The sequence below is a fragment of the Streptomyces sp. NPDC028305 genome (genome assembly GCF_055569495.1).
This window is the reverse complement of record NZ_JBVHTN010000003.1, coordinates 529,455-542,293: the sequence shown is the minus strand read 5'-3', so window position 1 is coordinate 542,293 and position 12,839 is coordinate 529,455. Positions and strand designations below refer to the sequence as shown.

At 67.7% G+C, this 12,839-nt stretch carries 13 protein-coding genes and 4 pseudogenes; 8 read left to right on the top strand and 9 right to left on the bottom strand.

Translation table 11 applies throughout. From position 1 onward, the window contains the following. Positions 1-74: 74 nt before the first annotated feature. Both ACZ4WQ_RS13860 and ACZ4WQ_RS13855 read right to left on the bottom strand, forming a co-directional pair. Positions 75-335 (bottom strand): hypothetical protein, encoded by a 261-nt coding sequence (locus tag ACZ4WQ_RS13860; protein ID WP_385346890.1) that lies wholly within the window; start codon positions 333-335, stop codon positions 75-77. A gap of 20 nt (positions 336-355) precedes the next feature. After that, positions 356-1,237: an ISAs1 family transposase gene (locus tag ACZ4WQ_RS13855; protein ID WP_398372112.1), complete on the bottom strand. Its 882-nt coding sequence runs from the start codon at positions 1,235-1,237 to the stop codon at positions 356-358. Positions 1,238-1,681: 444 nt separating this feature from the next. Here ACZ4WQ_RS13855 and ACZ4WQ_RS13850 point away from each other — a divergent pair, with 444 nt between their 5' ends. Next, positions 1,682-2,983, top strand: coding sequence for an NACHT domain-containing protein (locus ACZ4WQ_RS13850; protein ID WP_468022205.1), 1,302 nt, complete (start codon positions 1,682-1,684; stop codon positions 2,981-2,983). Here the strand turns inward: ACZ4WQ_RS13850 and ACZ4WQ_RS13845 are convergent. From ACZ4WQ_RS13845 to ACZ4WQ_RS13830, 4 genes and pseudogenes are all read right to left on the bottom strand, one after another. Further along, positions 2,949-3,350 (bottom strand): integrase core domain-containing protein, encoded by a 402-nt coding sequence (locus ACZ4WQ_RS13845; RefSeq protein WP_398372116.1) that lies wholly within the window; start codon positions 3,348-3,350, stop codon positions 2,949-2,951. The genes ACZ4WQ_RS13850 and ACZ4WQ_RS13845 overlap by 35 nt on opposite strands. Positions 3,351-3,493: 143 nt before the next feature. Further along, positions 3,494-3,628: pseudogene (locus ACZ4WQ_RS13840) on the bottom strand (integrase); the annotation flags it as partial. Between the two features lie 975 nt (positions 3,629-4,603). Continuing rightward, positions 4,604-5,017, bottom strand: coding sequence for a hypothetical protein (locus ACZ4WQ_RS13835; protein WP_398372118.1), 414 nt, complete (start codon positions 5,015-5,017; stop codon positions 4,604-4,606). Between the two features lie 191 nt (positions 5,018-5,208). Further along, positions 5,209-6,156 carry a helix-turn-helix domain-containing protein gene (locus ACZ4WQ_RS13830; RefSeq protein WP_385346882.1) on the bottom strand — a complete coding sequence of 316 codons (948 nt, stop codon included), beginning with the start codon at positions 6,154-6,156 and terminating at the stop codon, positions 5,209-5,211. Between the two features lie 135 nt (positions 6,157-6,291). Here ACZ4WQ_RS13830 and ACZ4WQ_RS13825 point away from each other — a divergent pair, with 135 nt between their 5' ends. The 3 genes from ACZ4WQ_RS13825 (at position 6,292) to ACZ4WQ_RS13815 (ending at position 9,089) form a co-directional block, all read left to right on the top strand. Further along, on the top strand, positions 6,292-7,527 hold the full coding sequence (locus ACZ4WQ_RS13825; RefSeq protein ID WP_385346880.1) for an MFS transporter: 1,236 nt from the start codon (positions 6,292-6,294) through the stop codon (positions 7,525-7,527). Positions 7,528-7,664: 137 nt separating this feature from the next. Then, on the top strand, positions 7,665-8,687 hold the full coding sequence (locus ACZ4WQ_RS13820; protein WP_385346878.1) for a zinc-dependent alcohol dehydrogenase family protein: 1,023 nt from the start codon (positions 7,665-7,667) through the stop codon (positions 8,685-8,687). Between the two features lie 183 nt (positions 8,688-8,870). After that, positions 8,871-9,089 carry a hypothetical protein gene (locus ACZ4WQ_RS13815; RefSeq protein ID WP_385346876.1) on the top strand — a complete coding sequence of 73 codons (219 nt, stop codon included), beginning with the start codon at positions 8,871-8,873 and terminating at the stop codon, positions 9,087-9,089. On the opposite strand, the gene ACZ4WQ_RS13810 is transcribed toward ACZ4WQ_RS13815, so the two are convergent. The 3 genes and pseudogenes from ACZ4WQ_RS13810 to ACZ4WQ_RS13800 all read right to left on the bottom strand — a co-directional run bounded on the left by ACZ4WQ_RS13810 (position 9,090) and on the right by ACZ4WQ_RS13800 (position 10,616). Continuing rightward, positions 9,090-9,674, bottom strand: coding sequence for a hypothetical protein (locus ACZ4WQ_RS13810; RefSeq protein ID WP_468022204.1), 585 nt, complete (start codon positions 9,672-9,674; stop codon positions 9,090-9,092). 47 nt (positions 9,675-9,721) lie between these two features. Continuing rightward, positions 9,722-9,900: pseudogene (locus ACZ4WQ_RS13805) on the bottom strand (transposase); the annotation flags it as partial. A gap of 335 nt (positions 9,901-10,235) precedes the next feature. Continuing rightward, positions 10,236-10,616, bottom strand: a complete 381-nt coding sequence (locus ACZ4WQ_RS13800) for a winged helix-turn-helix transcriptional regulator (protein WP_385346872.1) — start codon at positions 10,614-10,616, stop codon at positions 10,236-10,238. 89 nt (positions 10,617-10,705) lie between these two features. Here ACZ4WQ_RS13800 and ACZ4WQ_RS13795 point away from each other — a divergent pair, with 89 nt between their 5' ends. The 4 genes and pseudogenes from ACZ4WQ_RS13795 to ACZ4WQ_RS13780 all read left to right on the top strand — a co-directional run. After that, positions 10,706-11,635 carry an NADP-dependent oxidoreductase gene (locus tag ACZ4WQ_RS13795; protein WP_385346870.1) on the top strand — a complete coding sequence of 310 codons (930 nt, stop codon included), beginning with the start codon at positions 10,706-10,708 and terminating at the stop codon, positions 11,633-11,635. Positions 11,636-11,725: 90 nt separating this feature from the next. Next, a pseudogene (locus ACZ4WQ_RS13790) lies at positions 11,726-11,860 on the top strand (IS5/IS1182 family transposase); the annotation flags it as partial. 367 nt (positions 11,861-12,227) lie between these two features. Beyond that, on the top strand, positions 12,228-12,584 hold the full coding sequence (locus ACZ4WQ_RS13785; protein ID WP_385346868.1) for a hypothetical protein: 357 nt from the start codon (positions 12,228-12,230) through the stop codon (positions 12,582-12,584). A 38-nt stretch (positions 12,585-12,622) separates the two neighbouring features. Continuing rightward, positions 12,623-12,733 (top strand): annotated as a pseudogene (locus tag ACZ4WQ_RS13780) (IS110 family transposase); the annotation flags it as partial. Positions 12,734-12,839: the final 106 nt, after the last annotated feature.

Here is a 12,839-nt window from a genome sequence, read left to right as displayed (position 1 = left end):
CCTCTTCGTGTGCGGGGCGTGATCGCGACGGGGTAGGGGCCAGGGTCCCTTGCATGATCGCTTTCTGTCCGGGTTCATCCGGTGAGGCCGAGGGCGGTCAGGGGTCTGCGGCAGTCGCGGGCGGTGTGGCGTAGGGCGGCGGCGATGTTGGTGTGATCGCCCTGGCGGTGGACGCCGATGGCGAGGTTGCGCAGGCTGGCCATGGTACGCGGGAGACGGCCGATATGGATCTTGGAGTCGTCCTCGCGGAACGTTCGGTCGCGGACGTGGTGCAGAAGATTTTCGATCTTCCAATGTCCTCTGATCCAGGCGGCGAGCTGGACGTCGGTCGCCACGCCGGGCGGCAGGCTGGTGATCAGGTAGACCCGTTCGATGGTGAGTTTGCCGGTGGTGAAGTCCTTTCTCCAGCGGACGACTTGGAGGCCTGGCGGGCGTCGGGGTAGTCGAGGTGGGCGAAGGCGGTGGTCTTCAGACGCCGGATCTCCGTGCGGTGGTGGGCACGGGTGCGCTCGTGGTGGTCGAGCGTGATCTCCCGCCAGGGCAGGTGGCGGACGCGGTCGAACAGGCCGGGGTGGTTGGCCTTGACATGGGCGATGTAGTGGGCGCCGCGTTCACGGAGGTAGGCGCCGTGGGCGTGCTGGGTGTGCAGGGCGTCGGCGGTGATGACCGTGTCGGTCAGGTCGATGGTGTCCAGCAGGGGCTTGAAGGCGGGGATCTCGTTGCTCTTGTCGGCGACCTGCCGCTGGGCGAGGACGTGGCCGGTGTGGTCCATCGCGGCGAGCAGTCTGACGTGCGGGGTCGTGGCGGTGCGCGAGCCGCGCAGGGCCTTGCCGTCGACGGCGATCGCCCGCAGTCCGGCGGGCGAGGGAGTGGCGCGGGCGGTGAGGAAGGCTCCAATCGCTTGGTCCAGGGCGTCGCCGTCGAGCTGGACGAGAAGACGGCGCACGGTGTGGGGGTGCGGAACGGACACCGTGCCGGTCAGCGGGTCGACGGGGAAGCCGAGGGCCCGGCAGGCCCAGGATGGGGCGTCCGTGATCCATTCCGTGATCGCGGTGAGTGAGCGGGCGCCGGCCAGGACGCTCGCCGCAGCGGCGGCCACCAGCGCGGTCAGCCGATAGCGACGGCCCCGGACGCCGCGTGGGTCGGGGACCAGGTCCAGGAAGCCGGACAGGCAGACCGCGTCCGTCAGTGGGGCCGGCGCGGAAGTCTGGGCCAGTTGGCCCAGCGCGGTGAGCATGGGGGAAGATGCAGGAGCAGGCACGGACTCGCCAAGTGTTCATGGGACTTCGACACTCACATGATCACCGAGACCGTGCCTGCACTGCGTTCGACCCCTGCCCGAACCGGGACGTCCACCCCGACTCCGGACCAGCCCGGTCTTCCGGACAGATGGCGATCATGCAACAGCCCCTGCCACCAAGGCAGAGCCCGTTTGTTCGGCAGTGCCGTTGCTTCCCCAGACAACCCAGTGACTGCTTGAAGCTTGCTTCTTCGCTGGTCCGAGGACAGCCTGCGCCGACTAAGAACCCGGGATGAGCCGAGAGAGACCTCTAGACCTTAGGTGTGTGTTGCTATCCTGTGGGGCCGACGCGACAGTACGGCGGGGGCATGAATTCTGGAACCTGGACGACCGAGGCAGCGCGACAGGACCTGGATCGCAGGGGGGCTACTCACCGCGTTTGTGCTTTTTCTGGCTGCAGAGATTGGAGCTGGACTCCTACCGGATATCTACAAGGCTGTTTTCGGTGAAAAGCCTCGTAATCTGGCAGTGGGAGCTGGTGTCACCTTAATTCTGGCCGCACTTTTCATTTATATCCGGTACCTTCGTTCACAGGCGCCCCTCTCGCAGCCTGAGATCAGTCCAGAGCACCTTGAACGTGTCCGGTCCGCCCTCCTGCACCGCGTGCACCACGCATGGACCCGAGACATTGACCATCGATGGGAGGACGCCGTCCGGATTGAACTCGGTCTTGAGGATTCGCCAGCAGCGGTCCACGACCCGTGGGGTTCTCGACGGCTCACCTCAGCTTCGGATACCTCGCTGCCGCAAGGAACTAAGATGCGAGATGTTTTTGAGCAGCACGGTCGGCAGCTACTGGTTCTGGGTTCGCCGGGTGCACGTAAGACGGTGCATATGCTGGAATTGGCAGCAGCGTTGATCGATGAGGCGCAGGCAGATGAAGGCGCCCCTGTTCCCGTGTTCTTGCTGCTGACCAACTGGCGCGGTGAGACCATGAAAGATTGGATCATAGAGGAGGCCCAGCGGCGCTACCGAGTATCGCCCGATGCGACGGGTACGCTATTATCTCAAGCTGGCATCTACTTGATCCTCGACGCTCTGGATGAGGTGAACCCAGAACGCCATGAGGAGTGTGTTGCCCAGATCAACAGGTTCCTTTCTGTTGACGGATACCCTCAGTGCGGAATTGCCGTATCATGTCGAGCCGCAGATTACGATCGCCTTACTGAGCGGTTGACTGTTAACGGGGCGGTAACCGTCCAGTCCATTCCTGTTCGGGTGGTACATGCTTTCCTTGACGCGGCGGGGACCAGGTTGCAGGGACTGCGAGCTGCTGCCGCAGCAGATCCAGAGCTCGCCCGCCTGCTCACGACGCCCCTCATGATGGGGGTGGCCGCTATGGCATATTCCGGCGTGGGGGAGATGGATGTTTATAGCTCCGGCACGTTGGATGAACGTCGGGGGCTCATCTATGAGGCGTTTCTGGAAAAGATGATCAGTCGCGACCGCTCTCTTCGAGGCGATGGCATTCCTAGTCCATATAGCCTTGCTCAAGTTTCCGGTCGTCTGATCATGATGGCCCGCATGATGAATACGTTTCACGCCACAGTCCTTTATCCGGCAGATCCGACTCGTATGATGCGGCAAGCCCCATCTGAAGTCCTGGATGACGTGTACACCGGAATCAGTGGGAGGGTGCTAACTGTGCTCATTTCCCGTTGTAGTGCTCCGCGTACGTGGTAAGGACCATGCGCAGGTGTCGTTCGCCGGTGATGAGGAGGCGGTCGGTGCATTCGGCTCGGGCTGTGCGTATCCATCGTTCGGCGACTGCGTTTGAACGGGGGTTTTGCGGCGGGGTCGGGATGACGGCTGTGCCGTTGCTGGCGAAGACGGCGTCGAACGCGGTGGTGAACTTACTGTCCCGGTCCCGGATGAGGAACCGGAAGCACTCAGCCCTCTCCTCGAGATCCATCAGCAGGTTGCGGGCGAGCTGGGTGACCCATGCGCCGGTCGGGTGGGCGGTGACACCCAGGACGTGAACGCGCCGGGTGGCGATCTCCATGACGAAGAAGACATACAGACGTCTGAGGAAGACGGTCTCCACGTGCATGAAATCGCAAGCCAGCAGGTGTGGGCCTGTGAACGGAGGAAGGAACCCCAGGTCTGCTGGGATGCGCGCTGCGGTGCGGGCGGTAGACCGGAGCGGCGCAGAACGCGTCGGATAGTCGCAGCGGCGACCCGATGACCAAGCCGACGCAACTCACCTTGGATCCTGACGTACCCCCAGGTCGGGTTCTCTCTCGCCAGGCGCTGGATGAGCGCGACCGTCTCTTCCGGCAATGGTGGACGACCGGGTCTGACCGGTGCTTGGCGCCACTTCCAGCGCACCAGACGGCGGTGCCAGGTCAGCAGTGTGCCCGGGGTGACCAGTCGATGGCGACGTAAGACGGGTGGCAGATGCCGTGCGCGAGCGGAGAGCACGGCACGATCAGCCCATGAGAGCCGCGGCCGCTGGACCTGTCGGCGAAGCACGGCGACCTCGTGACGAAGGGCAAGGATCTCGGCGTTGTTCGCGGCGGTCGAGCGGCCCAGCAACAGGAAGCAGCCCAGTAGTCGACAGAAGATCAGGTAAAGCAGTCGCAGACCCACGATCACTGATCACGCCCACACGTGGGCGATCGCAAAGCTCCAGGTCAACCACCATACGGCAATAAAGACACCCTTCAGGCGCCTCGGGTAGGTCTGCGGGCACCTCGATGCCCGCGCGCCGGGCGACGTCCAAGCGGTGGTCGACCGGCCAGCTGAAGGGGCAGTCGGTCACGGGCAGCCGCTCGTGCAGGGCCCGGAGCGCGGTCCCCAGCGCACGGACGGCTGTGCCGGGGTCCGCCTTCCACCGTGGGCTGACGGCGCTCTCGCCGGGCGGCCCCCGGGTGACCATCCACGCCAGTGCAGGAGATCGTGGCCCCGCCGGTCTGTCCCGCGCTTAAGTCTCCCAGACGTGAAGGCGCCGGAAGACGGATCGCACCGACGGGTACGACGCGCTGACGTCACGCGACGCACAACCACTGTGCGAAGCCGAGAGCTGAAGACCAACTGCCGGATCCTTGGCGCCGGTGTGCGTTGCGATGTTCTTCAACTCCAAGTCCGGCCCGATGGACCGGAGTCCGCCGGGTAGGACTCAGCCGGCCGGTGCCGGTTTCCTCGGCCAGCTGGGGGTGGCGCCTTTCCGGGCCAGGCGCCTGGTCATGAGGGTGATCGCGGCCCAGGTGATCAGGGTATCGACCCCGACATTGCTCCCTGACCCAGCCGAACCTGCGGCGCTCATTCTCGTGACCTCAAGCCGGGGTCGCCGCCCGGCCGGACTCAGTGGGACATCCACTCCGAGCTGGGCAGGCAGTCCCACGAGTTCTCCAACCACTCGCCCAGCAGGACGAGCGGTCGGGTAAGCAGGATGTCGCCCGCCCGCTGCACGCGGAGGAGGAGGCCGAGTTCTGCTGAACCCGGGGTGCCCTCGTGGGTGTACCGCAGGTCCAGCCCGTGCTCCTCGACGTAGCCGCAGAGCCATGCCTCCGTCTCCGAGGGGACCCGTCCGGTCAGCGCAACGCCCGCCAGGACGATCTGCGGGCCGACCCGCGCGTCGACGGCGACGCACGCCAGCTTCCCGGAGGCGTAGTACACGCTCACGCCCACGTCGGAGAAGTTCTCCTGCCCTGGAGGGAACCCGTCGATCTGGGAACGGGGGTCATTGAGCGCGGCGGCAACCTCGGCCGGGCTCATTCCAAGCCGGAGCGGACCGATGCTCTCTGGCGGCGTGAACGTCCACCGCGTACGCGCTTCGTCCCTCTTCACGTCCCAGATCCCCCACGCCTACGTCCTCCCGCCTCCACGCCCGCCCTGAGACTGGCATCCCGCCCAGTCCACGTCAGGTCTGCCGCGGTGACTCTACGGGCAGGCTGGCGTGCCCGGCGTCACTGGGGCGAGTCGCTGGTATCGGCCGTCCTGTCGTGGCGGCCGGCGCGGGTGGCGGGTGATGTCCGGGGGCTGGCGGGGGTGGCTGCCAGGCTGGCGAGGAGCTTGAGTCGGTCTTCGTCGGGGGAGCCGGGTTCGGCGGAGTAGATGGTCAGGGAGTGGGCCTCGCGAGAGGAGAGGGGCAGGTCCAGCGGCTGGTAGGTGAGTTCCAGGGGGCCGGCGGCGGGGTGGTGGAAGGCTTTGACGCCGCCGTGGTGGATGCGGACATCGTGGGCGGCCCATCGGGTGCGGAACTCCGTGCTCACGGTGGACAGCTCTCCGATGAGTTCGCGCAGGGCCTTGTCGTTCGGGTAGCGGCCGGCTTCGGCGCGTAGCAGGGCGGCGGTAGTGGTGGCGGCCTGGTCCCAGTCGGCGACGAAGTGGTGTGAGCCGGGGTCGAGGAAGTAGTAGCGGGCGAAGCTGGGGCGGCCGCGGTCGTCCACGGTCTGGCTGTCGAACATGGGCGAGAAGAGGGCGCGGGCGAGTGCGTTGGTGGCGACGATGTCGAGGCGGCCGTTGGTGACGAGGGCTGCGGACAGGGTCATGGAGTCGAGCAGCCACTGGACGCGGGGCGGGACGTCGACGGCTTTGCGGCGGCGGGGTGTGCGGCTGGGCGGTTGGGCGGCTCGGGCGAGGTCGAAGAGGTAGGTGCGTTCGTCCTCGTCGAGGTGGAGTGCGCGGGCGACGGCGTCGAGGACGTCTTCGGAGACGCCGTTGATGTTGCCTTTCTCCAGCCGTGTGTACCACTCGGTGCTGACTCCGGCGAGGACGGCGACTTCCTCGCGCCGCAGGCCGGGGACGCGGCGTCGGCCGCTGGTGGGCAGCCCGGCCTGCTCCGGGGTGATCCTGGCGCGTCGGCCGGCGAGGAAGTCCCGGATGTCGGAGCGGTTGTCGGGTCGCTTGTCCATGTCCTCCACGGTAGGCGCGGTGCGTCAGGAAGGGAGGTGGAGCTTGTCCCCCCTATAAACGGGACCTTCCTGACCTGCGCGGATGCCAGTTCTCTGGAATCCACACCCCGCAGTCACGACTCTTGGAGCATCACGATGCGAGGAGCGACCCTCCACGCCCCCGGCGCCGTACGCGTCGAAGATCCACCGTCTTCGTCGTGCCGGCTTCCCTTCGTCGTCTATGTGCTGGCCCTGGGCACGTTCCTGATGGGCACGAGCGAGTTCGTGGTGGCGGGTCTGCTGCCGGAGATCGCGGGTGACCTTGAGGTGAGCGTGGCCCGGGCAGGGCTGGCGATCACGGTGTTCGCGGTCGGGATGATCGTCGGCGCGCCGCTGATGTCGATGCTGACGCTGCGGCTGCCCGCCCGGTGGACGCTGGTGCTGGCCTTGGGTGTCTTCGCCGCGGGGCACGTGATCGCCGCGGTCGGTGACAGCTTCGGGCTGCTGCTCGCGGCGCGGTTCCTCACCGCGCTGGCGACCGGGGCGTTCTGGGCGGTGGCCAACGTGGTGGCCACCCGCGCCGCCGGCCCGGCCGCGAGCTCGCGCGCCGTGGGGGTGGTCGGTTCCGGCGCCATGCTCGCCAACGTCGTCGGCGTTCCGCTCGGCGCGTTCGCCGGACAGCTGATGGGCTGGCGCGGACCCTTCTGGGCCCTGGCGAGTCTCGGAGCAGGCGCGGTGGCGCTGATCATCCGCTGGGTCCCGGATGAGACCCGCGGCGGGCAGGCGGTGTCGATCCGGTCCGAGCTGTCCGCGCTGCGGTCCGGCCGGCTCTGGCTGGTGCTGGCGGCCTGCGCCACCACGAACGCCGGCGTGCTGGGCACGTACACCTACATCGCCCCGCTGCTGACCGACCGGGCGGGCATCGCCGCCGGGCTTGTGCCGCTGGTGCTCGTCGGATTCGGCGCCGGTGCCCTGGCGGGCTTCCTCGTCGGCGGCCGTCTGGGCGACATCCGCCCGTACGCAACAACGATCATGGCGGCGGCGTCAGCCACGGTGGTCCTGCCGGCGCTCGGCCTGCTGTCGGGCTTCGCCGTGCCCACGGTGGTGCTGGTCGCCCTGCTCGGGCTCTTCGGGTTCACCGGTACCCCGGTCCTGATCGCCTTGGGCGTCCGCTTCGCGGGCCGGGCCCCCACGCTGGGCTCCGCTCTGACCGTGTCGGCGTTCAACCTCGGCACCGCGGCCGGTTCGTGGATCGCCGGGCTAGCCCTTGACTCCACCCTCCAGGCCGCCGGTCCCGCCACGGTCGGTGCCGCCGTCGCCGCGCTGACCCTCATCCCCACGATCACCATTGCACTCGTCCAGCGCCGCCGCATCAAGCCAGCCCTCGGCTAGGGCACCGGCGGCGGCCAGGACGCAGGCGTTGCCATGACGCCACAGCGGAGCATTTCCGCCCATGCCGCAGGAAGCCATGCTTCCTGATCACACACCGGCGCCCGAGGCGGCAGGAACACGAAACAAGGAGAACCACCATGCGTGGAGTAGTGATGCACACGGCCGGCGACGTCCGGGTCGAGGACCGCGAGGACCCGAAGATCATCGAGCCCACCGACGCGATCGTCCGCCTGACCGCGACCTGCATCTGCGGCTCCGACCTCTGGCCGTACCGTGGGATCGAGCCCGCAGACCACACGGCCATGGGCCACGAGTACATCGGCGTCGTGGAAGAGGTCGGCTCCGAGGTGAAGACCGTCAAGGTCGGCGACTTCATCGTCGGGTCATTCGTCATCTCCGACAACACCTGCGAGATCTGCCAGGCGGGCTACCAGTCCGGCTGCGTGCACCGCGAGTTCGTGGCAGGGACGATAGGAACCCAGGCCGAGAAGGCGCGCATCCCGTACGCGGACGGCACCCTCGTGGCCACCCCGGGACAGCCCGACCCCGAGCTGATCCCCTCGCTGCTGGCCGCCTCCGACGTGCTCGGCACCGGCTGGTACGGCGCCGTCGCCGCCGAAGCCGGCCCCGGCAAGACCGTCGCGGTCGTCGGCGACGGCGCGGTCGGCCTGATGGCGATCCTGGCCGCCAAGCAGCTCGGCGCCGAGCGGATCATCGCGATGTCCCGCCACCCCCAGCGGCAGAAGCTGGCCCGCTACTACGGCGCCACCGACATCGTTGAAGAGCGCGGCGAGGCGGGCGTGGCAAAGATCAAGGAGCTCACGGGCGGGCTGGGCGCGCACTCGGTCGTCGAGGCCGTCGGCACCCACGAGTCGACCATGCAGGCGATCGGCGCCACCCGCCCCGGCGGCCACATGGGCTTCGTCGGCGTCAACTACGACGTCCACATCCCCGGCTTCGAGCTGTTCCTCGCCGGCATCCACATGGAAGGAGGCCCAGCCCCCGTCCGCCGGTTCCTGCCCGAGCTGATCCAGCTCATCTGGGACCGCAAGATCGACCCCGGCAAGGTCTTCGACCTCACCCTGCCCCTGGAGCAGGCCGCCGAAGGCTACAAGGCCATGGACGAGCGACGCGCCACCAAGGTCCTCCTCACCCTCTGACACCTGCCTCCCCGCCCGTGCACGCGGGGCAGGCCGATCCGAGGGCGTGTGCGGCGGGTGTCCGGGAGCTGGTCCCGGCCACCCGCCGCGCCCTCATCTCCTGCAAGCTGTGGGTCCACCCTCGCCCTGGCGCTCGCCTCCTGGTGGGAGGGAACCTCCAGCCACGCGGTCGACCCCGGGTGGGTGCCCACCCGCATGGGCGGCGCCGGCGCCCCGGACGATCTGGTGGCCGGGCACCGGACACAGGTGTGGCTCGCCACCCACCACCACATCACCCCGCACACCGGCGGCTACTGGTACCACCGGGCATGGCTGTTCGGGCGGTGCGGACACGCTGCGGAGCGTGCCGTCACGGACGGACCAGTACGGCGTGAGGGCCCCAGGGTCGTCACGCCGAAGTGATCAGGGAGGATCACCGTCTCGGTGCCTGGGTCGGCGGGGCAAGGGCAGCGGTACGGTCGGTCCCAGGAAGCGCTCGCTGTATCCCTTGCGGTCCACCAGGGATTCGCTGCTCACGGTCTCGGAGTTCGGCAGGGGATCGGGATGAGTGGCCATACTCGGCGCCGCCGAGCGCATCACGGCATCGCAAGCGGCGGTGAATTTCGCGTCCCGGTCGCGGATGAGGTGAGTGAATTCCGAGGCTCGATCTCCGAGTTGCCTCAGAAACTGCCGGGCCTGCTGGGCGGCCCAGGCGGCGGTTGGGTGGGCGGTGACGCCGAGGATGTGGACGGTGTGGGTGCGTACCTCCATGACGAATAGCGCGTAGAGGCGCTGGAGGCTGATGGTGTGGGGGAGCAGTCGGGCCAGGGCGGCGAGCAGTGCACGGTCCGGCCAGCCGGGCTTGGGCGAGGCGACCTGCCGACGCAGAACCGCGAGCTCGTGCCGCAGGATCAGTATCTCCGCATTCTTGGCCGCAGAGGATCGAGTCACCAGGAACAGCCACGCGAAGATTCGCGTGACGATCAGGTAGACAAGTCGTACCAGCACGAGGACTGATCATGCTGGGCACTTGGCGGTCACGTACGGGTCCCACCACCAGCTCTGGACCAGATCAGAAACCGGCGGTGGGCGGTTGACTTCGAGACGCCGAAGCACGGCGGCAGGGCCCGCCAGGCGCACCCGCTGACCAGTACGTAGATGATGGCCGCGAACAGCGTCTCATCGGGTCCCACAAGCCGTCCGGTACGATCCAGCTCCACGTTCCCCGCCCCATACCGGATCAACGTCCGCCTCACCACGTAGGACACGGCCTAAAGAAGGCTGTCGTGTGGCGGTACCCATCGCCGTGAGCGTCCTCGCCGCGCACAACTACGGACTGCGCACCTGGCTGCGTTCGGGCGCCGACGGAGATGTCGCGTCCGCCGTGGACCACGCGCTTGACCTCGTGCGCCGCACTTGGGGTGAGACCGGTGAGACGCTCGTGGTCGTGGCCAGGACCACCACCCCGATGTGGCAGATCGTCCAACGCATCGAGAGCCTGCAGACCGAGCGCGGCCGGGCCGATACCGAGTGGCGGCCAAGAGGATACTCAGTGCCCTGGCGGGGGCCTCAGTCGCTATGGGCGACCGGCTCGGGATCGGCGTCGAGCGCATCGAGCACTGCGTCGCCGTTCACCCTCGCCCACTCGGTCAGCATGTGGATCGGATCGATCAGCGTCGCCCCGAGCGGGGTGAGCTCGTACTCGACGCGGGGCGGCGCCTCGGCGTAGGCGTGGCGGCGGATGAGTCCGTGCGCCTCGAGCCGTCGGAGCGTCTGGGTGAGCATCTTGCGGGAGATGCCGCCGATCAGCTCGATCAGCTCGCCATGGCGCACCGGGCCCTCGCTGAGGCCGTAGAGCACGACCACCGTCCACTTGTCGGCGATCAGCTCGACCGCCAGACGCGCCGGACAGTCGGCGAGAAAGGGATCACCGGGACCGAAACCGCTCATGGCGCCAAAGGTACCTGCGCCAAAGGTACCTGCTGGTTCCTATCGGAAACCTAGCCTGGGTTCTCTCCCCCTCCAAAGCCAGGAGAGTCATGCGAGTCATCACCCAGCAGACGCTCGGCGGTCCCGAGGTGCTCACCATCGTGGACGCGCCCGAGCCCCGGCCCCTCCCGACCGAGGTTCTCGTCCGCGTCAAGGCGATCGGGCTGAACCCGCTGGAGGCGCGCCTGCGCGCCGGCGAGTTCCCGCTGATCGGCCATCCGCCGTTCATCCTCGGCTGGGACATCAGCGGCGTGGTCGAGGAGGCGCCGGGGACGTGGCGGTTCAGGCCCGGCGACGAGGTGTTCGGGATGCCGCTGTTCCCGCGGGCGGCGAGCGCGTACGCCGAGGTCGTGTCGGCGCCGGCGTTGCACCTGGCACGCAAGCCGGCGTCGCTCTCGCACGTCGAGGCGTCGGCGCTGCCGGTCGTCGGGCTGACGGCGTGGCAGGGCCTCGTCGACCTCGGCGGCGTGAGCGAGGGCGACCGCGTCCTGGTCCACGGTGGTGGTGGCGGGGTCGGCCACGTTGCGATCCAGATCGCGAAAGCGCTCGGCGCGCATGTGATCGCGACCGCCGGCGGGAGCAAGCGGAAGTTCGTCGAGGGGTTTGGCGCCGACGAGGTGATCGACTACACGGCGGTCGACTTCACCGAGGCGGTCCGCGACATCGACGTCGTGCTCGACACGATCGGCGGCGACACCGTCGAGCGGTCGCTCGACGTGCTCCGCCCAGGCGGTCACCTGGTGACGGCGGTTGCCGAGGAGGATTCGGAGCTCGCCGCCAAGTACGAGGCGGCCGGTATGCGCTTCAGCGGCATTGCGGTCGACCCCGATCCGGTCGCCCTGCGAGGTCTCGTCGAACTCATCGAACAGGGCAGGCTCCGGGTCCACGTGCAGGAGACGTTCCCGTTCGAGCGCGTCGCCGACGCGCACCGGCTGCTCGACGCCGGTCACCTCCAGGGCAAGCTCGTCCTCACCGTCTGATCCCGTCGTGGGGCCTCGCGTGAGCGAGGCCCCACTGATGAACGGCTGGTAAGACCATGTCCTACGCGGTGAGGCGGACGTTGATCCGGCATGGGGCGGGGAACGTGGAGCTGGATCGTACCGGACGGCTTGTGGGAGATCGCCGAGCCGCTGATCCCGCAGCAACGGGCACGGCCGCAGGGTGGCGGAACAGCGAACACCGCTGATGAGACGCTGTTCGCGGCCTGAACGGTGTCTTTATTGCCATAGGGTGGTTGACCTGGGGTTTTGTGATCGCCCAAGTATGGGCACGATCGTTGATCGTGGGTCTGCGACTGGTCTACCTGATCTTCTGCCGACTACTGGGCTGCCTCCTCTTGCTGGGCTGATCGACCGCCGCGAACAACGTCGAGATCCTCGCTCTCCGCCATGAGGTCGCTGTGCTGCGTCGGCAGGTCGAGCGCCCGCGGCTCTCGTGGGCCGATCGTGCCGTGCTCTCCGCTCACGCACGGCAGCTGCCGTGCGCTTTGCGTCGTCATCGGCTGGTCACCCTGGGCACGCTGCTTGTCTAATCCCGGTGTTTCGCTCCCGAGCCCCAGGTGACCGGCAACGCGTGCACGCCGACGAGGTTTTCGTCGAACTTGAACGGCACCTTCGCGAAGTCGACGGCGAGCCGCAGATCGGGCAGGCGGCGGAACAGCGTGGTGTAGGCGACGTTCAGTTCGATGTCGGCCAGCGCATGGCCGGTGCAGTGGTGCGCGCCCAGCCCGAGCGCGACATGCCTGAAGGGTGTCTTTATTGCCGTACGGTCGTTGACCTGGGGCTTTGTGATCGTCCATGTATGGGAATGATCATTGATTGTGGGTCTGCGACTGCTCTACTTGATCTTCTGTCGGCTCCTGGGCTGTCTTCTTTTGCTGGGCCGGTCGACCGCCGCGAACAACGCCGAGATCCACGCGCTTCGTCATGAGGTCGCTGTGCTTCGCCGGCAAGTAGTGCGGCCGCGGCTTGGCCCAGATCTGGGCGGGTACGGACATCGGCAAGACGCACCACCATTGCGTGGTCCTGGACGCGGAGGGCAAACGGGTGCTGTCGCGCCGCGTCCCTTCCGGACGACCTTGCCAGCGTGGTCCTACTCAGCGATGTACGACGAGGTACTCGCGTCTCCTAATCAGCAGTCAGGCCGTCGTGAGACACCGGGCGGCCAGGTTGGCTGAACCATCGC

What these genes read in the sequence shown, in the direction of transcription:
- ACZ4WQ_RS13855 (WP_398372112.1), bottom strand. Translation starts at nt 1,237, where the DNA reads ATGCTCACCGCGCTGGGCCAACTGGCCCAGACTTCCGCGCCGGCCCCA.
- ACZ4WQ_RS13845 (WP_398372116.1), bottom strand. Translation starts at nt 3,350, where the DNA reads ATGCACGTGGAGACCGTCTTCCTCAGACGTCTGTATGTCTTCTTCGTC.
- ACZ4WQ_RS13835 (WP_398372118.1), bottom strand. Translation starts at nt 5,017, where the DNA reads ATGAGCCCGGCCGAGGTTGCCGCCGCGCTCAATGACCCCCGTTCCCAG.
- ACZ4WQ_RS13830 (WP_385346882.1), bottom strand. Translation starts at nt 6,156, where the DNA reads ATGGACAAGCGACCCGACAACCGCTCCGACATCCGGGACTTCCTCGCC.
- ACZ4WQ_RS13825 (WP_385346880.1), top strand. Translation starts at nt 6,292, where the DNA reads ATGCGAGGAGCGACCCTCCACGCCCCCGGCGCCGTACGCGTCGAAGAT.
- ACZ4WQ_RS13820 (WP_385346878.1), top strand. Translation starts at nt 7,665, where the DNA reads ATGCGTGGAGTAGTGATGCACACGGCCGGCGACGTCCGGGTCGAGGAC.
- ACZ4WQ_RS13800 (WP_385346872.1), bottom strand. Translation starts at nt 10,616, where the DNA reads ATGAGCGGTTTCGGTCCCGGTGATCCCTTTCTCGCCGACTGTCCGGCG.
- ACZ4WQ_RS13795 (WP_385346870.1), top strand. Translation starts at nt 10,706, where the DNA reads ATGCGAGTCATCACCCAGCAGACGCTCGGCGGTCCCGAGGTGCTCACC.